A 22,617-nucleotide genomic window follows, 5' to 3' on the forward strand; every position below is an offset into this window, starting at 1 on the left:
AGCCCGACCGGCATTAGGCAAACTACATGGCAAACATCCTCATTACCGACCAATCAAACCGGCTTGGCTCCATCGACCTCAGCGGTGTCGACATCAACGATGTGCAGATCGATACGCTCACCAGCAGTCAGATCAGCGCCAGCGTAAACGGGTTGAGCCTGACCCTTCACGGCACTTTCTATTTCGACACCTGGGGAAACCTGTCCTCCGGCAGTTCGATGAACGCCTTCTCTCTCAGCTACAATCATGCGCTGGTTGTCTCGGCGACAGACTTCACCGTGAGCTACGCCGACATCGTCTACGGCAGTTTGGACACCGTTATGACCCGGATCATGGCTGGCGATGACGTGTACACCTCTGCCTACAACGGCGATGATTATATTGAGACTTACGCGGGCAACGACCGTATCCAAACAGGCACGGGCAGCGACTATGTCGACGGCGGCACCGGCTTTGACACGTTTGTCGCCAATGGGGCCAGCGCCGACTACGATATTTCGCTGGAATACGGCAGGCTGCTGCTCTCCAGCGCGGGCGGCGAACGGGATCAACTGCGCAATATCGAGCGGATCGAATTCCACGATGGCAGCGTCAATGTCCACATTGGAGGCTACAGCGCCGACCGCCATGCGCTCACCGCCGACGGCGGGCCCGGTCTGCTGTATGGCCAGAGCGGCGCGGACACGCTGACTGGCGGCCACCAGGCTGACACCCTTCATGGCGGCACGGGCAACGACAGCCTGACCGGCGGACTGGGCAATGACCGCCTGAGCGGCGACAGCGGCGCGGACCGGATCCTGGCCGGTGCAGGCCAGGACACGGCGCATGGTGGTGCCGAGGACGACAGGCTGGACGGCGGCGCCGATGCGGACAAACTGGCAGGTGGCAGCGGCAACGACAGTCTGTTGGGCGACCACGGGCATGACACGCTGATGGGCAACGGCGGCCTCGATCTGCTCGAGGGGGGCTCCGGCTGGGACAGGCTGAAAGGCGGCGGCGGCGAGGATACCCTGCGGGGCGACGACGGCCGTGACACGCTGATGGGCGACGCCGGCCGAGATGACCTGTCTGGCGGCAATCACGGCGACCAGTTGCAGGGTGGCGGGGGCAACGACCTTCTGCGCGGTGGCAACGGCGATGACGATCTGAGCGGGCAGTCCGGAAATGACACGCTCACGGGCGGCAATGGCGGCGACCAGCTGTCCGGTGACGGGGGCCGAGACATGCTGACAGGCTACAAGGGCGACGATCGGCTCACCGGCGGCAAACATGCGGATACATTCGTCTTTCACAAAGGCCATGGCAATGACACGATCACCGACTTCACCATCGGCATCGACCTGATCGAAATCGGCCGTGGTGCGTCGCGCATGAAACAGCTGGAATTCACCCAGCAGGGCGATGATGTGCTGGTTGCCTTTTCCAACGTGACGGTCTTGGTAGAGGATGTCACCCTGGACCAGTTGCAACACGGCGATCACTTCCTGTTCTGACCAACTGGCCCCGCATCACACATCGCAACAGCCGCGCCGAATGCGACGCAGCTGTTGCGGTCCAGGCATCATTTCAGCATCCATTTGCCGTCAGGCCAGAAGGCGTGAAAGGCGAAGGCGAACATCACGTCATGCACCACATCCCGGCCCGCGCCGTCGCGCACCCGGACCGATCCGATGTCGCGGCCCTTTGCCAAGCTGCCCGCATCCAGCGCCGAGGCCTGCCCTGCGCGCCAGCTCAGCACCACGCCCGCCTCGCGGATCTCCTCCGCCTGTGCCAGCCGTGTCAGCGGCCAGGCTCGATTACCGACCCGCACCACCCGCGCCAGCGGTGCAATGCCATGGGGTGGCGGCGTGCCGTCATACAGGAATGGCCAGTCCGCGGTGTCATAGCCGCGATAGGGGTTGCGCCCGTATTGCCGATTGTAGCGCGGCTGCGCCATCACCAGCCCGTTGGGGTTGCGGGCGGTGAACGCGGCCCAGCTTTCGACCCAGCTGGGCAGCAGCGTCAGCTCAACACCGCTCATCGCGCCGACGATACCAGTGCCACTTGCCTGCTGCCACCAACTCTGCGTCTCGCGGTCATACATCACCATATCCGAATGGCGCAGCTTGCCGGTGACACCAAAGCGCAGCACCCGCGCTGCACCGCCTGCCCTGACCCGCCGGTCAAAGGTCACCGCCGAATTGCACAAGGGGCAATAAGTCACCGCCACCGGGACGCCTGCAACGGTGTCGTTGACGATCTCGTGCCACGTCAGGTAGCGCAGCGGATAGGCGCGCGGCGTGGCTGCGCCCAGCTCCAGCGTGACAACCGGCTCGCGCGGGCGCAGCCCGCGCGCCTTTGCGGCCGGGTGAAACTGCGGCGCATCCAGCGCCGGGATGCCATCCTTTGCCACCCCGCCAGAGCGGATCTGACGCCAGTCCTGCACCGTGGTTCGGCCGAAATCGGTCTGCGGCCATTCCCGCGTCCAGACCGCGGGATCCGCCGCGGCGGGCGCGCCCAACCACTGCACCAGCAGCAATGGAACAACGATCAACAGGTGTTTCAGCATGGCAGACCTCCCCGTTGTGGTCAGTCTAGGCGGGCCAGCGCCGCCTGCGCCAGACATTCACACGGGCTTGTGACGCCAGTTGTGCGGCAGCCAAACGCAGGACGGCCCGCCCCTGCCATGCAGGAACGGGCCGCCGTTGAACGCCTGTGCGGCGCCGCTTACTCGGTCACGCTGACCTTGGACATCACGTCGGGCTGGCCGACCACGGCACCATTGCCGCCGGTGCCGCGCTTGATAGCGTCGACCACGTCCATGCCCTCAGTCACCTCGCCGACAACCGTGTACTGGCCGTTCAGGAAATGGCCCGCATCAAACATGATGAAGAACTGCGAGTTGGCGCTGTTGGGGTTCTGCGACCGGGCCATGCCGACCACACCGCGGTCAAACGGCAGGTCTGAGAACTCGGCCGGCAGATCTGCACGGGACGAGCCCCCACGGCCCGCCATCCCCATGTCGCCACCCAGTTTGCCGAATTCGACATCGCCGGTCTGCGCCATGAAGCCGTCGATCACCCGGTGGAACACGACGCCGTCATAGGCGCCCTCGGACGCCAGCGCGGTGATCTGTTCGACGTGCTTGGGCGCCACATCCTCGAACAGGTCGATCTTGACGGTGCCATTGGCCTCGCCCTCGACCTGGACCTCCAGGCCGGTTGCCAGGGCCGGGCCCGCCGCCAGCAAGGCCAGCGCTGTCAGCGTTTTACGCATCCGCGGCCACCTTGACGCTGATCATCCGGTCCGGGTTCGCAGGCGGCTCGCCACGGGTGATGGCGTCGACATGCTCCATGCCCTCGATGACGCGGCCATAGACGGTGTACTGGCCATTCAGGAAGTGGTTGTCCTTGAAGTTGATGAAGAACTGCGAATTGGCGCTGTCCGGGTTGGCGGAACGCGCCGCACCGATGGTCCCACGGTCATGCGGCAGCTTGGAGAACTCGGCCGGCAGGTTCGGCAGATCAGAGCCGCCGGTGCCCGCCATGCGGATGTTGAAACCATCTTCCATGTCACCGTTGGCCACATCGCCGGTCTGCGCCATGAAACCGTCGATCACGCGGTGAAAGCAGACATTGTCATATTCACCGGCGCGGGCCAGCTCTTTCATGCGCTCGGTATGCTTGGGCGCCACGTCGGGCAGCAGTTCAATCACAACATTGCCGTCTTTCAGTTCGATGATGACGGTGTTTTCGGGATCCTTGATCTCGGCCATGTGGCCCTCCTGTCGTCGAAATTTGCCCCGATTGTTAAGGGTAGCGTCGGCAAATGCCAAGGGAGCATTGACTGATGCGCAAAAACCCCCGAAACAACCCCCGGATTTAACCGCTTTTTGACCATAGGGGGGCTCAAGCATGGGCTGGAAGACGCTCGACGACATGGACCTGAACGGCAAGCGCGTGCTGGTGCGTGTGGACATCAACGTGCCAGTGGCAGATGGCCGCGTGACCGACGACACCCGCATCCAGCGCATCACCCCCACCGTGCGCGACATTCTGGCCGCAGGCGGCCGCCCGATCCTGCTGGCCCACTTTGGTCGCCCCGGCGGCGAACGCAAGGCGGAGCTGTCGCTGCAACAGCTGGTTCCCGCGCTCGAAGCCGCCTTTGGCTGTTCAGTCATGTTTGCCGCAGACTGCGTCGGCGCCGGTGCCACCGCCGCGGCGGACGCGTTGAAGGCGGGGGAGGTTCTGCTGCTGGAGAACACCCGGTTTCACGCCGGTGAGACCAAGAACGACGCCGATCTGGCCGCAGGCATGGCGGCGCTGGGTGACATCTACTGCAACGATGCCTTTTCCGCTGCTCACCGCGCCCATGCCTCGACCGAGGCAATCGCCCGCCTGTTGCCCGCCTGTGCCGGCCGCCTGATGCAGGCAGAGCTACAGGCGTTGGAAAGCGCGCTGGCACAGCCCAAACGCCCGGTGACAGCCGTTGTCGGCGGTGCCAAGGTCTCGACCAAGCTGGACTTGCTGTCCAACCTGATCGAGAAGGTCGATCACCTGGTGATCGGCGGCGGCATGGCCAATACCTTCCTGCTGGCGCAGGGCCACGCCATCGGCAGCTCGCTGGCGGAACATGGGCTGACCGACACCGCCAGCGAAATCCTGACCAAGGCCAAGGCGCAAGGCTGCGAGATCATCCTGCCCAGCGACATCGTGGTCGCCCGCAAGTTTGAAGCCAACGCCCCGCATGAGCTGCTGGCGGCCGACGCCTGCCCCGATGATGCAATGATCCTGGACGCAGGCCCGGCCTCGGTCGCCCGCATCGCCGACGTCTTTGCCGCCAGCAAGACGCTGATCTGGAACGGCCCGCTGGGCGCCTTTGAGCTGACCCCCTTTGACGCTGCCACCAATGCCGCGGCGCTGAGGGCGGCCGAGCTGACCGCCGCTGGTGAGTTGGTCTCGGTTGCCGGTGGTGGCGATACGGTGGCGGCGCTCAACGCCTCCGGCGCGGCAGCGCGCTTCAGCTACATCTCCACCGCGGGCGGCGCCTTTCTGGAATGGATGGAGGGCAAGACCCTGCCCGGCGTCGCGGCGCTGGCGTCGTAATGCCCTTACCTGGCCCGGCACCGTGCCGGGCCAGAAATACCAACCAGCCGACGATTTGGGATTCCCATCCCGAATCGGCTGTGGCATAGTGACCTCAGACGCCGGAAAACGGCGCATCACCAAAATCTTGAGCAGTAGCATACAGGCAGCTCCCACGTGACCCGTAACGCCCGCCCATCGTTTGGGGCGATTGCATTCTTTGCGATTGCCTTTGCGCTCTGCGCCTATTTCACCTTTGCCGCAGTGCAGGGCGATTACGGTCTGTTCCGCAGGGTCGAGATCCAGGCCGAAGCCGAAGAGCTGCGCCTAGATCTCGGCCGTCTGCAGGCCCAGACGTCCGAGATGGAAAACCTCACCCGCCGCCTCTCGGACGATTACCTCGACCTTGATCTTCTGGACGAACAGGCCCGCAGCGTGCTGGGTCTGGTGCGCGCGGACGAGATCGTCATTCGCTGAGCAGAGATCCGCCGACCGTCGCGGTCTGGTGCAACCGGCGTCGCGTCGCAACGTGGACCCGCACAGCTGAAGCCGTTCTCCGCCCTGGCAGTGCCCCCGCCCCGGCAAGGCCTGCCCTGCGTTCCACACAAATCGTTTCAACCCACAGCCCGTCCACCCCGCGCCCATCGGCGGCGGGGCTGCTCGACTTTGCGCACAAGACTGGTTGCAAACCTTGCGTCACAATAACACTATTCACTTAGAGCAAAACCTTGTATCAGTTTGTTTAACACTAAACTATCTAGCCCACAGGAGGAGCTGACCACCATGGCCGCTAGAAAAAGCGCAAAGAAACCAAACGTTTCTGCAGAGGAACTGACGAAGTATTACCGCGAGATGCTGCTGATCCGCCGATTCGAAGAGAAATCGGGACAGCTGTATGGCATGGGGCTGATCGGGGGCTTCTGTCACCTGTACATCGGCCAGGAAGCGGTTGTCGTGGGTCTTGAAGCCGCCGCCGAGGAAGGTGACAAGCGGGTCACGTCCTACCGTGACCACGGCCACATGCTGGCGTGTGGCATGGACCCCGACGGCGTCATGGCCGAGCTCACCGGCCGCGAGGGTGGCTACTCCAAGGGCAAGGGCGGCTCCATGCACATGTTCTCGAAAGAGAAGCATTTCTATGGTGGCCACGGCATCGTCGGCGCCCAGGTGCCGCTGGGTGCGGGGCTTGCGTTCTCCGACAAATACAAGGGCAACGACCGCGTCACCTTCGCCTATTTCGGCGACGGCGCGGCCAACCAGGGCCAGGTCTACGAGACCTACAACATGGCGCAGCTCTGGGATCTGCCGGTGGTTTTCGTGATCGAGAACAACCAATACGCCATGGGCACGAGCGTCCAGCGCTCCACCAAATCCCCGGCGCTGTGGAAGCGCGGCGAGGCTTACGGCATCGCGGGCGAAGAAGTGGATGGCATGGACGTTCTGGCGGTCAAAGAGGCCGGCGAACGCGCCGTTGCCCACTGCCGCGCGGGCAAAGGTCCTTACATCCTCGAGGTCAAGACCTACCGCTACCGCGGCCACTCCATGTCGGACCCGGCCAAGTACCGCACCCGCGAAGAGGTCCAGAAGATGCGCGAAGAGCGCGACCCCATCGAGCAGGTCCGCGAGATGCTGCTGACCGGCGGTCACGCCAGCGAGGACGACCTCAAGGCGATCGACAAGGAGATCAAGGAGGTCGTCAACAAATCCGCAGAATTCGCCAAGGAAAGCCCGGAACCGGCCCTCGACGAACTCTGGACTGACATCTACGCGTAAGCTGCTGACCTGAAAGGGAAGAACAAGACATGGCAACTGAAATTCTGATGCCCGCCCTGTCGCCGACCATGGAGGAAGGCACCCTGGCCAAATGGCTGGTCAAGGAAGGCGATACCGTGAACTCCGGCGACATCATGGCCGAGATCGAAACCGACAAGGCGACGATGGAATTCGAAGCCGTCGACGAAGGCATCGTCGGCAAGATCCTGATCGAAGAGGGCACCGAGGGCGTGAAAGTGAACACCCCCATCGCGGTGCTGGTCGAGGAAGGCGAGAGCGCCGACGACTACCAGCCCGCCTCTGCGGATGGTGGCAGCGACGACAGCGCCGCCAAAGACACCCCGGCCCGTGACGAACCCGCCGCAGCCGCGCCGGAGAAAGCTCCGGCCATGCCCGCCAAGGTGCTGGAACCCGACTACCCCGAGGGCACCGAAATGGTGCAGACCACGGTCCGCGAAGCGATCCGCGACGCCATGGCAGAGGAAATGCGCCGCGATGACGACGTGTTCCTGATGGGCGAGGAAGTCGCCGAGTATCAGGGCGCTTATAAAGTCTCGCAGGGGCTCTTGGACGAGTTCGGCTCCAAGCGCGTGATCGACACGCCGATCACCGAGCACGGCTTTGCCGGCATCGCCACCGGTGCCGCCTTTGGGGGCCTGCGCCCGATTGTCGAATTCATGACCTTCAACTTCGCCATGCAGGCGATTGACCAGATCATCAACTCGGCAGCCAAGACGCTGTATATGTCCGGTGGTCAGATGGGCGCCCCCATGGTGTTCCGTGGCCCCAATGGTGCGGCCGCCCGCGTCGGCGCGCAGCACAGCCAGGACTATGCCGCCTGGTACATGCAGATCCCCGGTCTGAAAGTGGCGATGCCCTACTCTGCCGCAGACGCCAAGGGTCTGATGAAAACCGCGATCCGCGACAACAACCCGGTGATCTTCCTCGAAAACGAAATCCTCTACGGTCGCGCCTTTGACGTGCCCAAGCTGGATGATTTCACCGTGCCCTTCGGCAAGGCCCGCATCTGGCGCGAAGGGTCGGACGTCACCATCGTCTCCTTTGGCATTGGCATGCAATACGCACTGGACGCCGCGGACAAACTGGCCGAGGACGGTGTCTCTGCCGAGGTCATCGACCTGCGCACCCTGCGCCCGATGGATCTGCCCACGGTGATGGAATCGGTCAAGAAGACCAACCGCCTGGTCACAGTCGAGGAAGGCTGGCCGCAGGGCTCCGTCGGCAGCTACATCGCCTCCGAAGTGCAGCGCGAGGTGTTCGACTATCTGGACGCCCCGGTCATGGTCTGCACCGGCAAGGACGTGCCGATGCCCTATGCCGCCAACCTGGAACGCCACGCGCTGATCACCACGGATGAGGTGATCGAAGCCGTGAAGCAAGTGACCTACCGGTAAGGGAGCGCAGATATGCCTACAGAAATCCTGATGCCCGCGCTGTCTCCCACCATGGAGGAAGGCACCCTGGCAAAATGGCTGGTCAAGGAGGGCGACACCGTCGCCTCCGGCGACCTGCTGGCCGAGATCGAAACCGACAAGGCCACCATGGAATTTGAGGCCGTGGACGAAGGCGTCGTCGGCAAGATCCTGGTGGCTGAGGGCTCCGAAGGGGTCAAGGTCAACACGCCCATCGCGGTGCTGCTGGAAGACGGTGAAAGTGCCGATGACATCGACACCTCCACCGGCGCTGACGCCGCCCCGGCAAAGGCAGAGGCACCCGCCCCCGCCCCCTCCGACGCCCCAGCCGACGCCAAGAGCGCCGCGCCCGAAGCCAAAGCAAAGGCTGCACCGGCCGCCCCCACCGGGGCAGACGGCAACCGCATCTTTGCGTCGCCCTTGGCCCGTCGCATCGCGGCCGACAAGGGGCTGGACCTGAGCCAGCTCAAGGGCTCCGGCCCGCGCGGTCGCATCATCAAGGTCGATGTGGAAAACGCCAAGCCGCAGGCGGCACAGGCAGATGCCCCCAAGGCAGACGCCACCAAAGCCCCGGCAACCGCAGCCCCGGCCGGTCCCTCCGCCGATCAGGTCGCCAAGATGTACGAGGGCCGCACCTTTGAGGAGGTGAAGCTGGACGGCATGCGCAAGACCATCGCAGCCCGTCTCACCGAGGCCAAGCAGACGGTGCCGCATTTCTACCTGCGCCGCGACATTCAGCTAGACGCGCTGCTGAAGTTCCGCAGCCAGTTGAACAAGCAGCTGGAGCCGCGCGGCGTCAAACTGTCAGTCAACGACTTCATCATCAAGGCCTGCGCCCTGGCGTTGCAGGCGGTGCCTGATGCCAACGCGGTCTGGGCCGGTGACCGGGTGCTCAAGATGAAAGCCTCCGACGTGGCGGTTGCCGTCGCGATCGAAGGTGGCCTGTTCACCCCGGTGCTGCAAGACAGCGACACCAAATCCCTGTCTGCTTTGTCGACAGAGATGAAGGATCTGGCGGCCCGCGCCCGCGACCGCAAGCTGGCTCCGCATGAATATCAGGGCGGCAGCTTTGCGATCTCCAACCTCGGCATGTTCGGAATCGACAATTTCGACGCCATCGTGAACCCGCCGCATGCGGGCATCCTGGCGGTCGGCGCAGGCGTGAAAAAGCCGGTGGTCGGCGCGGATGGCGAGCTGGCAGTGGCCACGGTCATGTCAGTGACCCTGTCGGTAGACCACCGCGTCATCGACGGCGCGATGGGGGCAGAACTGCTGAACGCGATCAAGGACAACCTGGAAAACCCGATGGTGATGCTGGCCTGATCGCGCCACCAGCCATGCCAGACAGTTGCAACAGGCCGGGCCTCATGCCCGGCCTGTTTGCGTCTGCACCCGCGCGCCGCCCGGCCTGAGCGCGCGACGTGCAGGCACAAAAAAGCGCGAAAATTCACCAACTTCGACGGCTGTGCGCCGCGCCTGGATGAAGCTTTCATGACAATCCACACCACACGCGGCGGCGTTTACGCTGCGTTCAGTTGTGGCCACCTACTGCACTGGCATCCGTCATCTGCAGGAACATTGTTATGCCCCTCGCTCTCCCGCCGATCCGCTTTCCCCGCCTTCAAACCACTGGTCACGCCGTGCAGGCAGGCAGCCTCGTCTGGCGGTCTTTGAACCTGCGCATTGCGCTGCTGGTCACCATCTTTTCGCTGCTCACCGCACTGCCGATGGCCTATTTGGCCGGCCAGCGGCTTCAGGCCCAATCGCTGGACAGCTTGCGGCTGCTGCAACGCGAGCTGACCACAGCCGCCGCGCGCGAAATCGCACAACCGATGAAACTGGGCTTTTCCGGGTCTGTCGAGCAGCAGCTCGCCCATGTGATCGACCGGGCAGGCCACAGCTTTGCCTATGCCCGCGCCACCCGCGCCGATGGGGTGGTCATGGCCGAGGCCGGCCAGCCCCCGACCACAGACGTCGATGCGCCGGGCCTTGACGCCATCACCGCCGCCGTCCTCTCTGACGGAACCCCTTGGCAGTCGGGCGATGGTCACACGCTGGTGCTGCCGGTGCTCTCGCGCAAGGGGGCGATTCGGGGCGTTTTGGTGATGGTCTGGGACCCCGCTGCAACCCTCGCGGATCTGCGCAGCGCGCTGCTGCGCGATGCGGCTCTGGGGGCCGCAATCCTGCTGCTGTCCCTGCTGGGCTGCCTGCTGATCCTGCGCCGCCTGCTGGGGCGCCCGCTCCGGCAGCTGACCACGGCGTTGGAACGGATCACCTCGGGCGAATACAGCACCCAGTTGCGTCTCTCCACCCGCCGCGATGAGCTGGGCCGGATCGCCCGCCGGATCGACATGCTGCAATCCAGCCTGGCCGAGGCCGCAGCCGCCGCCCGGACCCGCGCCAAGGACCAGCAAGCTCAGACCGACGCCGTCGACCAGCTGCGCGCGGGGCTGGATGCGCTGGCCCGGCGCGATCTCAGCCACCGGATCCACCGGCCCCTGGCCCCCGCCTATGAGCCCCTGCGCCGAGATTTCAACGGGGCGCTCGACAGTCTCGCGGGGTTGATGGCACAGGTGCTGGGCACCGGCCAGGTGATCCTCTCACGCAGCAGTGCCATCAGCGACGAGTCCACCGCGCTGGCACAGCGGATCACCAGCCAGGCCATGGACCTCGCAACCCTGTCCCAGGCGCTGAACGACCTCAGCGCCGCGCTTGGCACCGCCGAGGACGAGGTCCGTGCCGCCAACGGGCTGGCCACCAATGCGGTGCGACAGGCCGAGGCCAGCACCGCCGTGATGGCCAACGCTGCCACCGCGATGGAGGGCATCCAGCACAGCGCCGCCCGTATCGGCTCAATCACCGGGGTGATCGACGACATCGCCTTTCAGACCACCCTTCTGGCCCTGAACGCCCGGGTCGAAGCCGCGCGCGCAGGCGAAGCAGGCCGCGGGTTTGCGGTTGTCGCCAGCGAGGTCCAGGCCCTGGCGCAGCGCAGCGGCGAGGCCGCCACTGAGATCCGCGCGCTGATTTCCAGCACCAGCCAGCACATTAGCCAGGGCGCGGAGGAGGTCGGCAACACCGGCGCTGTGCTGTCCCGCATCATAACCGACCTCGGTGAGATTTCCGCCCGTGTGGGTGGCTCCGCCCGCGGTCTCAGCCATGAGGCGGCGGCCCTGCGCAGCCTGACGGCACAGCTGACCACGTTGGAAGGCACCACCCGCGGCAACACGGGCGTCGTCACCCAGACCGTCACTGCAATGTCGGAGCTGCGCCACGACGCAGAAGGCCTCAGCCAGCTGGCCGCGGCCTTTCGCCTTCCCGCATTACCCCCTGCGCCCGCGTCAGGACGTAGCGGAGATGCCGCGGGCGTCCGGCGCGCGGCCAGCTAGCCCTCACGAGTCCTTGCTGCCGTCCCGCTCAGGGGCGGTGGCGCAACGGGTCGGCGGTCGCGCAGCGCCCGGATCAACAGCTGCGCCTCAACGGGCGGTTCCTGTTCCCCCGGCGATAGTCGCTGCTGTCGCGCCGCCGGGTCAACAACCCGCAAGAGATCATCGCTTGCCGCAGGGTCGCCGGATTGCCAAACCCGTGCAGCCTGTTCAGCATGTGGGTTGCGTCGCACGCGCGCATTTCCTGCCCGGTCGACAGGTCCGCCCGCAGCCCAAACAACGCCAGCGATTGCACCGCCCGCCGCGATGGACCACGCAACAGCAGACCACGCGCGTCAAACTGGTGCAGGCACCGTCCCAGCAACCGGTGATCCATCCGCGCCGCCGCCTCCCCGGCCCGCAACTGCTGCAGGTTCTCGTGGCCCCCGGCACGGGCCAGCCTGTTCATCAGCGTCACCTGTCCGGGATGGGCTGTGGACCTGGCAGGTTTAGCACGCCGAATGGGGCAGCGGCGCCTCGGTCACTGCCGACCCTCCCTGCAACCGAGCCGGGATGGCGCCCCAGGCCAAGCCAAGTTCACCTGCACCGGACCGGGAACACACCGAAACGGGGCGCTGGCCGCCCCTTTATCTGTCCGAGACCCAAACCCCTGATACAACGGACCGGAGCCGACGCGTGGTAAATCACGCCTCCGGGCCACCCTACCTGTCGCGTTCCAGAACCTGGTTCATGCTGACAGAGGGCTGCGCGCAGCCCGCCTCGCCGACGATCCGGGCCGGCACGCCCGCCACCGTGGTGCAGGGGGGCACGTCCTCCAGCACCACCGAACCCGCAGCGATGCGGCTGCAATGGCCGACCTTGATGTTGCCCAGAACCTTGGCGCCGGCCCCAATCAGCACACCATCTCCGATCTTGGGGTGGCGGTCCTGCTCTTCCTTGCCGGTGCCGCCCAGCGTCACCGAATGCAGCATAGAGACATTGTCCCCCACCACCGCGGTCTCGCCGATCACGATGGAATGGGCGTGGTCGATCATGATCCCCTTGCCAATGCGCGCACCGGGGTGAATGTCGATGCCAAAGATCTCAGAGGTGCGCATCTGGAAGAAATACGCCAGATCCAGCTGCCCTTGTATCCACAGGTAGTGGCTCACGCGGTAAGCCTGCACCGCCTGGAAACCCTTGAAATACAGGATCGGCTGCAACAGCCGGTGGCTGGCCGGATCGCGTTCGTTGATCGCCATCAGATCGGCCCGCGCCGCCTCCACCAGATCGGGGCTGGCGGCATAGGCGTCATCGACGATTTCGCGCAGCACCATCATCGACATCTCGTTAGAGCACAGCTTGGCCGAAATCCGGTAGGACAGCGCCTTTTCCAGTGACTTGTGGTGCAGGATGCAGGCGTGGATCAACCCGCCCATCAGCGGCTGGGTGGCCACCGCCTCCTCGGCTTCGCGGGTGATCCGGTCCCACACGGGGTCCACCGGGGTAATCGCCTGGCGCGTCTCGATCATGGCTCAGCATCCTTTTTGACTGGGTCCAGAATAGCCATTTATGCCGGAATCCCGCAAACGCAAACCCGTGATCGGACATATTTGCAATCTGAATGCATCGCCTCTCGCAATGGTGAAGCGGCAAGGCCCGTCATTTGCAGTGTCGCTTCGGGCACTGCCCGAAGCAATCCGCGCCGCCTGCCTACGGCTCCAGCGTCGCCGCAAGCTCGCGCAGCACCAGCCGCGTGCAGGCCAGATAGGCCGGATCGTCCAGAAACGGCTCCTCCGCCAAGGCACAGCGCCGCGCCGCCGCATCCAGCGTCCCGTCTCCCCAGCGTGGGTGCAACCGGTGTTGCAGCTCGACATGTGCCAGCGCCTTTGCCGCCTGGCCAAAGATCCGGCGGCACAGCTGCAACCGGTGCTCCGCAGGCACCAGCAACAGCGCCCGCGCCACCGCCGAGACATCACCTGGCAGCACCGGGCGCCTCATGCCAGCACCCGCCGTGCCGCCAGCCCCGCGCCGTAACGCGCGGACAGCTGCGCCACCTCGAGCGCGTCGCCGGGCTGCGTTCCATCCGCCGTCTGCGCCGCGAGCGGGTAGATCCATTGCGGCCCCGAAACCGTCTCCTCGCGCAGCAGCGTCTGACCGCGCAACACCCGAATGCGATAAACCTCGGTCTCTTCGCCCAGAGGCACCTCCGGCAGAGCCCAGCTGTCGCCCTCGATCCGGGTCCGGCGGATCCAGCTGGCGGTCATGTCACCGCCCAGCGCGCCCGCCTGCGCACCTGCAAGCCGCAGATGCACCGGCGCATACGGGCGCAGCCCGTTGCCATCAAAACTGCGCAGCTGATGCACATAAGACGGATCGTCCAGCGCCCGCTGCGCCGGGCCGATGCGGTAGTGGCGGACGCGGCGACGCTGCTCGGGCGCCAGCTCCAGCTGCACCGCGCTGCCATCCAGCAGCACCACATAGGAGCCCTCGGGCCAGATCTGCGGCATCAGCGCATCGGTCCCGAGCTGGCCGCGCAGCCGCCCACGCAGAAGATAGGTTTGCGGTGCAATCAGCTCAGCCTCGCGGAACTGAAACAGCTCCCAGTTGCCGGGGCTGCCGTCACCAATGGCCGCCACATTGGCGCCGTTCAGCACCGCTTCCGCGCCGCGGCTTTCCAGATTCCCCCAGATCAGCCGCAGCTGCAAGTCGGCGCCGCGGTCCCAGATCCCGGCGGTGGCCGCCGCCAGCGGCGTTTCGGTGAGGCCGATAACCTGGCGCCCTGCAATCACCTGTTCCAGCGCATAGTTCGCGTCCGCAGCGGCGCCATAAACCGCCACGCTGCCCGGCCAGCTGGCCGCGGTCAGCGCCAGATGCGGCGCATGGGGGGGCTCGTCGCCGCGCATCAGGGGCAGATCCATGAACAGCGGCAGAACCGGCCCCGGTGCGGCAAAGGCGCTGAGGCCGGGCAGCTCCTCGGCCACCACGGCGGGCTCGTAGACCCCCGGCTCGATCCGCACCGCCTCGACCAGCTGCGCCGCGGCCTGTTCCACCCGATCGATGCGGTAACGCTGCGCCCCGCCCTCCAGCGGCAGCGAGACCACGTCGCCCGCGCCCAGATGCAGCAGCGAAGGCGGCAGCGAAAACCGCAGGGTATCGCGCGAAATGCGGGCCTCCGCCAGCCAGCGGGCCACCACCTGCCGCGCCTCGGCGCGGGTCAGCGCCAGCGGCAGCGCGTTCTGGCTGACCGCGTGGGTGGCCTCATCCGGCAGCACCGCTTCCACCGCGCCCGCAGCATGGTCGCCGCCCCATTCGGTGAACCGCAGCCGTACCCGGCCTGACAGCTCTGCCTCGCTGGCACGGGTGGCCTCCAGACGGCTGTCGATCTCGTCGTGTTCCGCCAGCTGGTCCAGGGTCAGCGCTTGTGCCGCAGTACCCTTGCGCATCACAAAGCGCAGCAACCCGTCACGCTCTACCGCATCAAACCCGTGCCGCAGCATCAGGGGTTGCAGCGCCGCGCGGGCGTCGCCCATATCCGGGATCAGCTGCCCATGCACCACGCCATAAAGCTGCGAGACGTCAATGTCCTCCAACCCGGCGCGATGGCAGATTTCCTCCACCACCGAGGCGAGGGTGCACTGCCCGGCGCGCCCGTTCAGCCAATGGCCGCGCAGGTAGTTCTCACCGTCGTTCCAGATCTCCAGACGGCTGGGAAAGGCGGGAAACGGCCGCGCGTCCCAGGCCCAGACATAGGCGTTCGCCATGTCCACCATCGGCGCGCCGTATTCTTCGGATACCGGGTTGTTCGCGGCCTCGCCCCAGTACCCCAGCACCGCGCGCAGGTAGTGGATCTGGATCAGATCATCGCGCTGGCCGTTGGAATGCTTCGGCAATTTGGATTCCGAGCTTTTGGGATCCAGGAACTTGTTAGGTTGGTTCGTGCCCTTGTCGATGGCAGCACAACCCAGTTCGGTGAACCAGATCGGCTTGCTTTGCGGCACCCAAGGCGTCGGCATGGCCTGACGCACGCCGCCGATCCGCTCGTGGTGCTCCTTCAGCCACCAGTTGCGAATATCCTTGTAGCGCCAGATCCAGGACTCCGCATAGGCACCATCGGTGATCGGCGTTCGGATCTGCGCCGCCTCGGCCTCGGGTGAGTGGTAATACCAGTCATAGCCCTCGCCGCCCTCGACATTGCGGCGCAGGTAAGCCGGGTCATAGATCGCGGGCACGCCGGATTGCGCATCCAGGTGGTCCTCGCCCTCGCGCCAGTCCGACAGCGGCATGTAGTTGTCGATGCCGATAAAGTCGATGGTGTCATCCGCCCACAGCGGATCCAGATGAAAGTAGCGATCGCCCTCGGGCGATTGATAGCCCCAGTATTCCGACCAGTCCGCGGCATAGCCAATCTTTGTGTCCGGCCCAAGCAGGATGCGCGCTTCGGCAGCCAGCGCGCGCAAAGCCGCAACCGCGGGAAATCCCGACGCACCGCGGATCTGTGTCAGCGCCCGCATCTCCGAACCGATGCAGAAGGCCTCGACCCCGCCCGCCGCGGCACACAGGGCGGCATAGTGCAGGATAAAGCGGCTGAGCGTCCATTCCTGCGGCCCGGTGTAGGTGACGCTGCCATCCGCCACGGTGAAATCCGCCGCCGTGACGGTGCCAAAGAACGCCGCCACCTCGGCATCTGCCGCCGCCGTGCCATCGGGGGAGCCGGGCTGGCCGGGGGCGGCCGACAGGGTGATCCTGCCACGCCAGGGCAGGTGCGGCTGGCTGGCGGCCCCCGACCAAGGGTCGGGCAGCGCGTTGCCCTCGGCTTGGTCCATCAGGATGAACGGGTAGAACATCACCCTTAGCCCCCGCGCCTGCATCTCGCGGATCGACTGGATCACCGCGCCATCCGCCGGCGTGCCACCATACAGCGGCGTGCCGTCCTGCTTCAGCACCTCCTCCGCCCTCTCCCGCTCCAACCCGCTGACGCGCCAGGGCATGGTGCCGTCGGCGGTCTTGTGCTCGACCTTGGGTTTCAGGCTGCAATGGCCGCAGCGCAGATCCTCGCCGAACCATGGCACGATCAACGAGGCCGCGCCGCAGGCAGGCAGCTCCGCGGCCAGCGCATCCAGCGAGGTCCTGAGGTCACTGTCGCCCGAGGGCATGTGCTGGTTGACCGGTTTGGCATCGCCCGGCCCGCCGGAGTATTGCACCACATCCGCCGCCAGCGTGTATTCGCCGGTGCCGGGCATCAGCGCCACCCCCTGCACCAGTCGGCCCAGATCCTGCGCGTGAGTGCTGCTGGCGGGCTGCTCCGGGCGCAGCACATCAAAGGAGAACTGTGGCACACGATTGCCAAAGCGGGAGAGATCCAGGTTCTCCATCACCACATAGGCGGTGCCGCGGTAGGCGGGCACCTGGCCTGCGCCCTCCACCGCCTCCATCACCGGGTCGGGCAGCTGGTCCGGACAGCCGGTGTAGACGGTCATGTTCAGATCCTTCGGTGCGACTTCCTCGCCATCGGCCCAGACGCGCGCAACATGGGCGATCTCGCCCTCGCACAGGGCAATCGCCAGCGACACCGAGTAGCTGTAGCTGGTCACCTGCGGCTGCGCCGGGCGGCCCTTGCCGCCGCCGCTGGTGGTGGCGGTTTCCAGGAACTGAGAGGCCCAGATCACCTGCCCGCCCAGCCGCATGCGACCAAAGACCTGCGTTATCGGCGCACCGTCGCTGGATTGGGTCAGGCGGAAGCGATCGACCTTGCCGCTCTCCACCGGATCCGAACCGGCACCGAGCAGCCGCTCGTCGATCATCCGGCCAAAGGTCGCCCCCACCGCGCGGCCAATGACGGCCGAGGACAGCCCGGCAACCGAGCCGCCGATTGAGCCGCCGATCGCTGCGCCGGCGGCGGAAAGAAGAATGGTTGCCATCAGATCTGCTCCTTTTGCGGAAAGCTGAAACGCGCCACGATGCGGCGCTGCCAGGGCGGGCTCAGCGGGCTTTCGACCACCCCGTGGCCTGCGTAGGCGTGGATGAAGGCAGTCGGTTGTCCGGTTCTCGCCCGGCGGCAACGCCGGGCTGCGTCTGCCTGCCCGTTGGCAGGCGCAGATCTCGGTTCTGACACCGCCGACTGCACCCCCAGATGCTTGGCCACGGATCCCGCGCGCATGCGAAACAGGATCACGTCGCCGGGCGCCGCCTGCTGCACGGGCTTGGCCACCAGATGCCGCGCCGCCGCCTGCCACAGCGCCTCGGCGCCCTGGGGTTCAGACCAGTCCATCGTATAGGCGGGCGGCAGCTCCGGCTCGGTGCCCAGCAGCTCGCGCCAGACGCCCCGGATCAGTCCCAGACAGTCGCAGCCCGCGCCGCGGCAGCTGGCCTGATGCACATAAGGCGTGCCGATCCAGCCGCGCGCCGCCGACACCACCCTGCCCGCCGCCGCGCTCATCGCCGGCTCCCGCCGCCATTGACGCCAGAGCGGCGCGGCACCGCCATCATCCAGTCCTCGCCGGGGATGTCGGGAAAGCCCTGGAAGTTCACCAGATTGTTGAACTTCAGCCGACAGGTCTCCAGCCGCTTGTCGCAACCTGCCTCCAAGCGCACCATGTCACCCGGCGCAACCGTGGCGCGGATCGGCTGCCACAGGGTGATTTCACGGCCCTGGGCATCGCTGCGGTCGGCCTTGATGGCCGCCCACAGCCCCTGTGCCACGCCGCTGAGCACCGTCAGGCGGCCATGGGTGAACCAGCCCGGCTGGAACCCCGGCAGTGCATCCCAGCGCAAGCGATCGCTGTGCACCACCTCTGCGGTCGGCAGCTCCGTGGCATAGCCGGGCGTGATGAGGTCAAAACCGCAGGCGCTATCGCCCAGCACCGCGGTGCAGGGCTTCTGGTAGATCCGCCCGTGCGGCTGGTTCAGCTGTTCGGTCAGCCCGCGCAGCTCCGCCTCAAAGGCGCCGCCCGCGCGGCGAATCTCGCCCAGGGTGCCGCGAAACTGCAACCAGCGCATCGACACGTCGCGCCAGTTCACCAACCAGCAGCGCAGCTCTGCGCCGTCATACCGGCCCGCCTCAATGTCGGCCTCGGTGACGGCTTCGTCCGACAGCACCCCCAGCGCTTCGCTGTTGTCGACAGCGAGGCCGGTGGACTGGCTGACCGCCCGCGCCGTCAACCCGCCGCCGGGGCGGAAGGAGACCCCGTCAAAGCTGAGACTGCAGTCGTGATCGGTAAATCCCAGCATGGTGCCATCCTGCCGCCGCAGCGCCCAAGCGCGGCAGACGGTGGTCACACCCGTTTGAAGATGACCCCGGAAGTCATTGGAAAGACTGCTCATACCCGCAGCTCCACCACCGGCACTGCCGGTGCTTCGCCTGCCTGAAACGACGCCACGCTGGTCTGAATGCTGGCGGTGTCAAAGCGCACCGGCACGTCGAATTCAAATCCGGCCCGCAGCACCAGACCTTTCTCCGGCGGATGCGACAGGGTGATCTGGCCAGTGGCTGTGTCCAGATCGTAATCGACCCCTTCACGCAGCGCCGACTGACCAATCCCGACCTGCACCGTGCCCGCCACCGGCTTGGTGATCGGGCGCCGATAGCTGTGGGCGCCGGAGCGGTAGGTCTTGGTCAGTTGAAAGGTCACCGTGCTGCCATCGCCGGTGGCAATTTCTTGATCGTCGAAGCCCACCTCGGCGCTGGGACGGGCGGATTTGAAGTCGCTCCAATCCTTCCAGCGAAAGCCGTAAAGCTGGCCCTGACGCGCCTCAAAGAACGCGATCAGCACCTCGATATCCTCCAGCGAGCGCAACCCCAAACCGGCGTCATAGCGGCGTCGCGAATGCGCCCAGGGGGTGTTGCGTTCCTCGAACCCGTTGGCGAGCGTGACCACATCGGTGCGCCGCTCCGGCCCACCGACGGAGCCGAAGCTGAGCGACGCGGGAAAGCGTATTTCGTGAAAGTTCATCTATTTAACCTCCAATCCTTAGCGGTTGCGTCCGCCTCGCGACAAGGCGCGGGACAGCTGTGCTGCAATCTGGCTGCGACTGCGTTCAAAGCCCCGCACATCCGGAGTGGTGACATTCATCACCACATTGACCGCGCCCCCGCCCTGGCTGCGCACCCCCAGCGCCCCATCCGCACCGCGGGTCAGTGGCAAGATCGCTTCCGGTCCGGCCTCTCCCATCAACCCGGTCGCACCGCGCATGGGAAAGGCGACCGGCCCGCTGACCACGCCGCCCTTGGCAAAGGGCATCACCCGGCCCTGGCTGAAGGCGCCGCCCTCGGCAAAGGGCAATAGCCCGCCGATCAACGCGCCGAAGCCGTCGCTGAGCACGCTGGCCGCCTGGTCTGTCACCGGGCGCATGGCAGCTTTGAACGTCGTGTGAACGATGCTGCGGGCCAGGGTGTCCATGGTCTGAGACAGGCTGTCGCCATCGAAGACCAACCCTTCAAAAGCGCGCCGCAAACCTTTGGAAAGACTGCGGTCCAGGATCTGCGCGTCCCGGCCGGTTTCGGAAAAACCCTGTTTGACGCGGCCCAGCACCTCGGCAAATCCCGCCGCCATGCCAGAGGCCCCGTCCAGCGCCTCGCCCAGGGCTTCGCCCTGCAGTTCCAGTTCTGCCATCGAAGATTGGTCAGCCATCTGTTGTCTCCTGTTGCGCAGAATGGTCGGGATAGGCGCGCATCAAATCCGCCAGCCGTGCACGCCCCATCGGTGGCATCTGCGCGCCTGCGCCCAGCATCAGTTGCAGCTCCGCCGGGGTCAGCTGCCAGAAGTCGCGCGGCAGCAGGCGCAGCGCGCCGATCCCGGCCCGCATCAGCCCCGGCCAGTCCAGCCCTGTCATGGGCCGTCCGGCAGAGTAAAGCTGCGCGTCAGCAGCTCTGCCGCCACCCGTGCCGCTTGCATCGGCCCGCCCTCAATGCTGCCAGCGGCAAGCGCCTCGCGGCTGAGATCATGGCCGCCGCCACGCAGCCCCGCCGCCAGTAGCGCTAGCACGTCGCGGCTGGAAAAGGAGCTTTGCTCGAACCGCTGTACCAGACCGATCAACGTGTCCTCTGCCAGTGCCTGCTCCAGCTCTGCCAGGGCGCCTAAGGTCAGCTTCATCGCGTAAGGTGGTCCGTTTAATACCAATTTCACCTCTCCGGCCTGTGTGTTCACCATTGCATCACACCGCCACAAAGCTGAGCGCACCGGCACTGGCCAGCGACAGCTCATAGGTGGCTTCGCCGTTGTGGCTGCCGGCATACTCCAGCGCGGTCACCTGAAACGGCCCCTGAACAATGCCGAAATCGGGGATAATGACCTGGAACTCCGGCGTCACACCGTCAAAGAACAGCTGCCGCGCACGTTCATCCGTGGCCGCATCACGAAAGATGCCGGAGCCGGAAATATTGGCCGAGCGCACCCCGGCCCCGGCCAGCAGCTCACGCCAGCCGCCCTGGCTTTCGAGGCTGGTCACATCAACGCTCTCAGCGTTGAAGCTGACCCGCGTGGCGCGCAGGCCTGCGATGGTTTCAAACAGGCCAGCGCCGTTCATATCCACCTTGACCAGAAGGTCCTTGCCGTTTTGTACAGTCATTGGTTCTCTCCAACTGAAATTTGAGGGTCCGCGGCGGGGAATGTCTGGCCGATCACTCGTCCTCCACCCGCGCGCGAAAGCGCAGCGTGATCTGTCGCCCGCCGCCCGTCAGCCGTTCGGCGCGGGCGCGGTCGAACCACAGCCCTGCCAGGCGACCGCGCGGCAGTGGCACCACCGCGCCGACCAGCGCATCACAGACAGCCGCAGCTGCGGATTTGGCAGCGGCAAACCCGGCCGCATCCGAGGTTACGGTGACAAAAAACCGGTGCTCCGCTCCGCTGCTGGTTATGTCGGAGCGGTCCAGCACCTCCTCGCCGCCGAGCGCGACGTAGAGCGGCGGCAGCACCCCAGCGGGCAGCGCATCATAGATGGCCGTGCCGACTAGCGCGGCCAGCGCCGCATCGCCGCTGAGATGGGTGTAGATGGCGGATTGCAGACCGCCAGCCAAGGCATAGGTCATGTGGCCACCTCCTCAACCGCGAAACAGGTGAGGTAACGACCAGATGCGTCACTTTCTGTAACTGCATCAATGCGGTATATCCTGTTGTTATCGCGAAACCGCTGATCTGGTCGCGGACGAGACGCAAAACCATCGGGCGACGCCCGCAGGGCAATGCGGTATTTTTGCAAAGACAGGTTTGGGCCTTTCAACCGCCCGGACAGCGGTTTGACCTCCGCCCACAGGATGCCGAGCGGGACCCAGGTCTCGGTATATCCACCGGCACCATCGGGGCTGCGCTGGGGGTCCTCCAGCACCAGGGCGCGGCTAAGGTTCGGATGCCGTTTCATGCCAGCCCCCCCACCACCAGCCGCAGGCTGCGGTAGCGTTCGATCAGGCTGGTGACGCCAAAGGGCATGCAGCCGCCATGCAAGCCGGTGTCGGCCCGGTGCTCGTAGTAATGCGCCGCAAGCAGCATCACCGCCTGGCCCAGATCGGCCGGCAGGCTGCTCCAGTCGCTTGCCATGCCGGCCCGAAGCGCAATGCGGGCGGAGCCGCCTGCCGGGATGGACGGCAGCAACGCGCCCGCCGGGCGCAGCCGGGGGCGCTGGCTGTCGGGTTCCAACTGATAGGCGGCCGGATCCACCAGGGTCTCAGTGCCACCCGCATCGCGCAGCAGCAGCGTGTCGACAGCCCGCACCGGGGCGATGGGCAGCAGCATCTGTGCAGGGTCGCGCCAATGCCGGACCTCCAGCATAAAGTCACGAACAATCAGCGCCTTACCGGTCCTTCCCTCGATGACGGCCAAGGCCGCGCGCAGAAAGCCGGACAGCACCGGATCCTGCAGGCCCGCTTCGCCAAAGCCGGTTCCCAGACGCAGATGCGCCTTGAACTCGGCCAGCGGCAAGGCGGTATCAGGCACCGGAGTCACTTCGCTCAGCATCATTCTTTTACTCCTGTGGCCTCCCCCGTCGTGG

24 protein-coding genes are annotated in these 22,617 nt (G+C 65.8%); 7 read left to right on the forward strand and 17 right to left on the reverse strand.

All coding sequences use genetic code 11. The features are described 5' to 3' along the window. Positions 1-26 precede the first annotated feature (26 nt). Positions 27-1,493, forward strand: coding sequence for a calcium-binding protein (locus AC0IPL_RS08350; protein WP_474273509.1), 1,467 nt, complete (start codon positions 27-29; stop codon positions 1,491-1,493). Positions 1,494-1,561: 68 nt separating this feature from the next. Here the strand turns inward: AC0IPL_RS08350 and AC0IPL_RS08355 are convergent, their stop codons facing one another. The 3 genes from AC0IPL_RS08355 to AC0IPL_RS08365 form a co-directional block, all read right to left on the reverse strand. After that, a complete protein-coding gene (locus AC0IPL_RS08355; protein WP_474273510.1) occupies positions 1,562-2,548 on the reverse strand; it encodes a DUF3179 domain-containing protein in 987 nt (328 codons plus the stop codon). Positions 2,549-2,706: 158 nt separating this feature from the next. After that, positions 2,707-3,255 (reverse strand): peptidylprolyl isomerase, encoded by a 549-nt coding sequence (locus AC0IPL_RS08360; RefSeq protein ID WP_474273512.1) that lies wholly within the window; start codon positions 3,253-3,255, stop codon positions 2,707-2,709. Beyond that, positions 3,248-3,754 carry a peptidylprolyl isomerase gene (locus tag AC0IPL_RS08365; RefSeq protein ID WP_474273513.1) on the reverse strand — a complete coding sequence of 169 codons (507 nt, stop codon included), beginning with the start codon at positions 3,752-3,754 and terminating at the stop codon, positions 3,248-3,250. The genes AC0IPL_RS08360 and AC0IPL_RS08365 overlap by 8 nt, the downstream gene beginning before the upstream one ends. Positions 3,755-3,893: 139 nt before the next feature. Between AC0IPL_RS08365 and AC0IPL_RS08370 the strand changes: the two genes are divergently transcribed. The 6 genes from AC0IPL_RS08370 to AC0IPL_RS08395 all read left to right on the forward strand — a co-directional run bounded on the left by AC0IPL_RS08370 (position 3,894) and on the right by AC0IPL_RS08395 (position 11,658). Next, positions 3,894-5,084 carry a phosphoglycerate kinase gene (locus AC0IPL_RS08370; RefSeq protein WP_474273515.1) on the forward strand — a complete coding sequence of 397 codons (1,191 nt, stop codon included), beginning with the start codon at positions 3,894-3,896 and terminating at the stop codon, positions 5,082-5,084. Between the two features lie 156 nt (positions 5,085-5,240). Further along, positions 5,241-5,540, forward strand: coding sequence for an FtsB family cell division protein (locus AC0IPL_RS08375; protein WP_474273516.1), 300 nt, complete (start codon positions 5,241-5,243; stop codon positions 5,538-5,540). A 306-nt stretch (positions 5,541-5,846) separates the two neighbouring features. Further along, a complete protein-coding gene (gene pdhA, locus AC0IPL_RS08380) occupies positions 5,847-6,836 on the forward strand; it encodes a pyruvate dehydrogenase (acetyl-transferring) E1 component subunit alpha (protein ID WP_474273517.1) in 990 nt (329 codons plus the stop codon). Positions 6,837-6,865: 29 nt separating this feature from the next. Beyond that, the gene (locus tag AC0IPL_RS08385; RefSeq protein ID WP_474273519.1) at positions 6,866-8,251 is read left to right on the forward strand and encodes a pyruvate dehydrogenase complex E1 component subunit beta; all 1,386 of its coding nucleotides are present in this window, start codon (positions 6,866-6,868) and stop codon (positions 8,249-8,251) included. A 12-nt stretch (positions 8,252-8,263) separates the two neighbouring features. Further along, the gene (locus AC0IPL_RS08390; protein ID WP_474273520.1) at positions 8,264-9,592 is read left to right on the forward strand and encodes a pyruvate dehydrogenase complex dihydrolipoamide acetyltransferase; all 1,329 of its coding nucleotides are present in this window, start codon (positions 8,264-8,266) and stop codon (positions 9,590-9,592) included. A gap of 260 nt (positions 9,593-9,852) precedes the next feature. Further along, positions 9,853-11,658 (forward strand): methyl-accepting chemotaxis protein, encoded by a 1,806-nt coding sequence (locus AC0IPL_RS08395; RefSeq protein WP_474273521.1) that lies wholly within the window; start codon positions 9,853-9,855, stop codon positions 11,656-11,658. A gap of 73 nt (positions 11,659-11,731) precedes the next feature. Here AC0IPL_RS08395 and AC0IPL_RS08400 read toward each other — a convergent pair whose 3' ends face one another. The 14 genes from AC0IPL_RS08400 to AC0IPL_RS08465 form a co-directional block, all read right to left on the reverse strand. Beyond that, on the reverse strand, positions 11,732-12,103 hold the full coding sequence (locus AC0IPL_RS08400; RefSeq protein WP_474273523.1) for a DUF2087 domain-containing protein: 372 nt from the start codon (positions 12,101-12,103) through the stop codon (positions 11,732-11,734). Positions 12,104-12,356: 253 nt separating this feature from the next. Next, a complete protein-coding gene (gene cysE / locus AC0IPL_RS08405) occupies positions 12,357-13,166 on the reverse strand; it encodes a serine O-acetyltransferase (RefSeq protein ID WP_474273525.1) in 810 nt (269 codons plus the stop codon). A 181-nt stretch (positions 13,167-13,347) separates the two neighbouring features. Further along, complete coding sequence (locus AC0IPL_RS08410; RefSeq protein ID WP_474273527.1) at positions 13,348-13,635, reverse strand: DUF7742 family protein; 288 nt, start codon at positions 13,633-13,635, stop codon at positions 13,348-13,350. Then, positions 13,632-17,555, reverse strand: coding sequence for a baseplate multidomain protein megatron (locus AC0IPL_RS08415; protein WP_474273529.1), 3,924 nt, complete (start codon positions 17,553-17,555; stop codon positions 13,632-13,634). Before AC0IPL_RS08415 ends, AC0IPL_RS08410 begins: the two co-directional genes overlap by 4 nt. Then, a complete protein-coding gene (locus AC0IPL_RS08420) occupies positions 17,555-18,073 on the reverse strand; it encodes an NlpC/P60 family protein (protein WP_474273530.1) in 519 nt (172 codons plus the stop codon). Before AC0IPL_RS08420 ends, AC0IPL_RS08415 begins: the two co-directional genes overlap by 1 nt. Continuing rightward, on the reverse strand, positions 18,070-18,957 hold the full coding sequence (locus tag AC0IPL_RS08425; protein WP_474273532.1) for a DUF2163 domain-containing protein: 888 nt from the start codon (positions 18,955-18,957) through the stop codon (positions 18,070-18,072). The genes AC0IPL_RS08420 and AC0IPL_RS08425 overlap by 4 nt, the downstream gene beginning before the upstream one ends. Beyond that, positions 18,954-19,586, reverse strand: coding sequence for a phage distal tail protein, Rcc01695 family (locus tag AC0IPL_RS08430; RefSeq protein ID WP_474273534.1), 633 nt, complete (start codon positions 19,584-19,586; stop codon positions 18,954-18,956). The genes AC0IPL_RS08425 and AC0IPL_RS08430 overlap by 4 nt, the downstream gene beginning before the upstream one ends. An 18-nt stretch (positions 19,587-19,604) precedes the next feature. Further along, entirely contained in the window at positions 19,605-20,264 is a 660-nt protein-coding gene (locus tag AC0IPL_RS08435) for a phage tail tape measure protein (RefSeq protein WP_474273535.1), read from the reverse strand. After that, a complete protein-coding gene (locus tag AC0IPL_RS08440; protein ID WP_474273536.1) occupies positions 20,257-20,466 on the reverse strand; it encodes a rcc01693 family protein in 210 nt (69 codons plus the stop codon). The genes AC0IPL_RS08435 and AC0IPL_RS08440 overlap by 8 nt, the downstream gene beginning before the upstream one ends. Further along, positions 20,463-20,783, reverse strand: coding sequence for a gene transfer agent family protein (locus AC0IPL_RS08445; RefSeq protein ID WP_474273538.1), 321 nt, complete (start codon positions 20,781-20,783; stop codon positions 20,463-20,465). The genes AC0IPL_RS08440 and AC0IPL_RS08445 overlap by 4 nt, the downstream gene beginning before the upstream one ends. A gap of 4 nt (positions 20,784-20,787) precedes the next feature. Further along, complete coding sequence (locus tag AC0IPL_RS08450; protein ID WP_474273541.1) at positions 20,788-21,201, reverse strand: phage major tail protein, TP901-1 family; 414 nt, start codon at positions 21,199-21,201, stop codon at positions 20,788-20,790. A 52-nt stretch (positions 21,202-21,253) separates the two neighbouring features. Further along, positions 21,254-21,661 (reverse strand): DUF3168 domain-containing protein, encoded by a 408-nt coding sequence (locus AC0IPL_RS08455; RefSeq protein ID WP_474273542.1) that lies wholly within the window; start codon positions 21,659-21,661, stop codon positions 21,254-21,256. Beyond that, the gene (locus tag AC0IPL_RS08460) at positions 21,658-21,990 is read right to left on the reverse strand and encodes a head-tail adaptor protein (RefSeq protein WP_474273543.1); all 333 of its coding nucleotides are present in this window, start codon (positions 21,988-21,990) and stop codon (positions 21,658-21,660) included. The genes AC0IPL_RS08455 and AC0IPL_RS08460 overlap by 4 nt, the downstream gene beginning before the upstream one ends. Beyond that, positions 21,987-22,586 carry a head-tail connector protein gene (locus AC0IPL_RS08465; RefSeq protein ID WP_474273544.1) on the reverse strand — a complete coding sequence of 200 codons (600 nt, stop codon included), beginning with the start codon at positions 22,584-22,586 and terminating at the stop codon, positions 21,987-21,989. The genes AC0IPL_RS08460 and AC0IPL_RS08465 overlap by 4 nt, the downstream gene beginning before the upstream one ends. Positions 22,587-22,617: the final 31 nt, after the last annotated feature.

It is taken from the genome of Leisingera sp. SA32 (assembly GCF_056033425.1).

What these genes read in the sequence shown, in the direction of transcription:
- AC0IPL_RS08350 (WP_474273509.1), top strand. Translation starts at nt 27, where the DNA reads ATGGCAAACATCCTCATTACCGACCAATCAAACCGGCTTGGCTCCATC.
- AC0IPL_RS08355 (WP_474273510.1), bottom strand. Translation starts at nt 2,548, where the DNA reads ATGCTGAAACACCTGTTGATCGTTGTTCCATTGCTGCTGGTGCAGTGG.
- AC0IPL_RS08360 (WP_474273512.1), bottom strand. Translation starts at nt 3,255, where the DNA reads ATGCGTAAAACGCTGACAGCGCTGGCCTTGCTGGCGGCGGGCCCGGCC.
- AC0IPL_RS08365 (WP_474273513.1), bottom strand. Translation starts at nt 3,754, where the DNA reads ATGGCCGAGATCAAGGATCCCGAAAACACCGTCATCATCGAACTGAAA.
- AC0IPL_RS08370 (WP_474273515.1), top strand. Translation starts at nt 3,894, where the DNA reads ATGGGCTGGAAGACGCTCGACGACATGGACCTGAACGGCAAGCGCGTG.
- pdhA (WP_474273517.1), top strand. Translation starts at nt 5,847, where the DNA reads ATGGCCGCTAGAAAAAGCGCAAAGAAACCAAACGTTTCTGCAGAGGAA.
- AC0IPL_RS08385 (WP_474273519.1), top strand. Translation starts at nt 6,866, where the DNA reads ATGGCAACTGAAATTCTGATGCCCGCCCTGTCGCCGACCATGGAGGAA.
- AC0IPL_RS08390 (WP_474273520.1), top strand. Translation starts at nt 8,264, where the DNA reads ATGCCTACAGAAATCCTGATGCCCGCGCTGTCTCCCACCATGGAGGAA.
- AC0IPL_RS08395 (WP_474273521.1), top strand. Translation starts at nt 9,853, where the DNA reads ATGCCCCTCGCTCTCCCGCCGATCCGCTTTCCCCGCCTTCAAACCACT.
- AC0IPL_RS08400 (WP_474273523.1), bottom strand. Translation starts at nt 12,103, where the DNA reads ATGAACAGGCTGGCCCGTGCCGGGGGCCACGAGAACCTGCAGCAGTTG.
- cysE (WP_474273525.1), bottom strand. Translation starts at nt 13,166, where the DNA reads ATGATCGAGACGCGCCAGGCGATTACCCCGGTGGACCCCGTGTGGGAC.
- AC0IPL_RS08410 (WP_474273527.1), bottom strand. Translation starts at nt 13,635, where the DNA reads ATGAGGCGCCCGGTGCTGCCAGGTGATGTCTCGGCGGTGGCGCGGGCG.
- AC0IPL_RS08415 (WP_474273529.1), bottom strand. Translation starts at nt 17,555, where the DNA reads ATGGCAACCATTCTTCTTTCCGCCGCCGGCGCAGCGATCGGCGGCTCA.
- AC0IPL_RS08420 (WP_474273530.1), bottom strand. Translation starts at nt 18,073, where the DNA reads ATGAGCGCGGCGGCGGGCAGGGTGGTGTCGGCGGCGCGCGGCTGGATC.
- AC0IPL_RS08425 (WP_474273532.1), bottom strand. Translation starts at nt 18,957, where the DNA reads ATGAGCAGTCTTTCCAATGACTTCCGGGGTCATCTTCAAACGGGTGTG.
- AC0IPL_RS08430 (WP_474273534.1), bottom strand. Translation starts at nt 19,586, where the DNA reads ATGAACTTTCACGAAATACGCTTTCCCGCGTCGCTCAGCTTCGGCTCC.
- AC0IPL_RS08435 (WP_474273535.1), bottom strand. Translation starts at nt 20,264, where the DNA reads ATGGCTGACCAATCTTCGATGGCAGAACTGGAACTGCAGGGCGAAGCC.
- AC0IPL_RS08440 (WP_474273536.1), bottom strand. Translation starts at nt 20,466, where the DNA reads ATGACAGGGCTGGACTGGCCGGGGCTGATGCGGGCCGGGATCGGCGCG.
- AC0IPL_RS08445 (WP_474273538.1), bottom strand. Translation starts at nt 20,783, where the DNA reads ATGGTGAACACACAGGCCGGAGAGGTGAAATTGGTATTAAACGGACCA.
- AC0IPL_RS08450 (WP_474273541.1), bottom strand. Translation starts at nt 21,201, where the DNA reads ATGACTGTACAAAACGGCAAGGACCTTCTGGTCAAGGTGGATATGAAC.
- AC0IPL_RS08455 (WP_474273542.1), bottom strand. Translation starts at nt 21,661, where the DNA reads ATGACCTATGCCTTGGCTGGCGGTCTGCAATCCGCCATCTACACCCAT.
- AC0IPL_RS08460 (WP_474273543.1), bottom strand. Translation starts at nt 21,990, where the DNA reads ATGAAACGGCATCCGAACCTTAGCCGCGCCCTGGTGCTGGAGGACCCC.
- AC0IPL_RS08465 (WP_474273544.1), bottom strand. Translation starts at nt 22,586, where the DNA reads ATGATGCTGAGCGAAGTGACTCCGGTGCCTGATACCGCCTTGCCGCTG.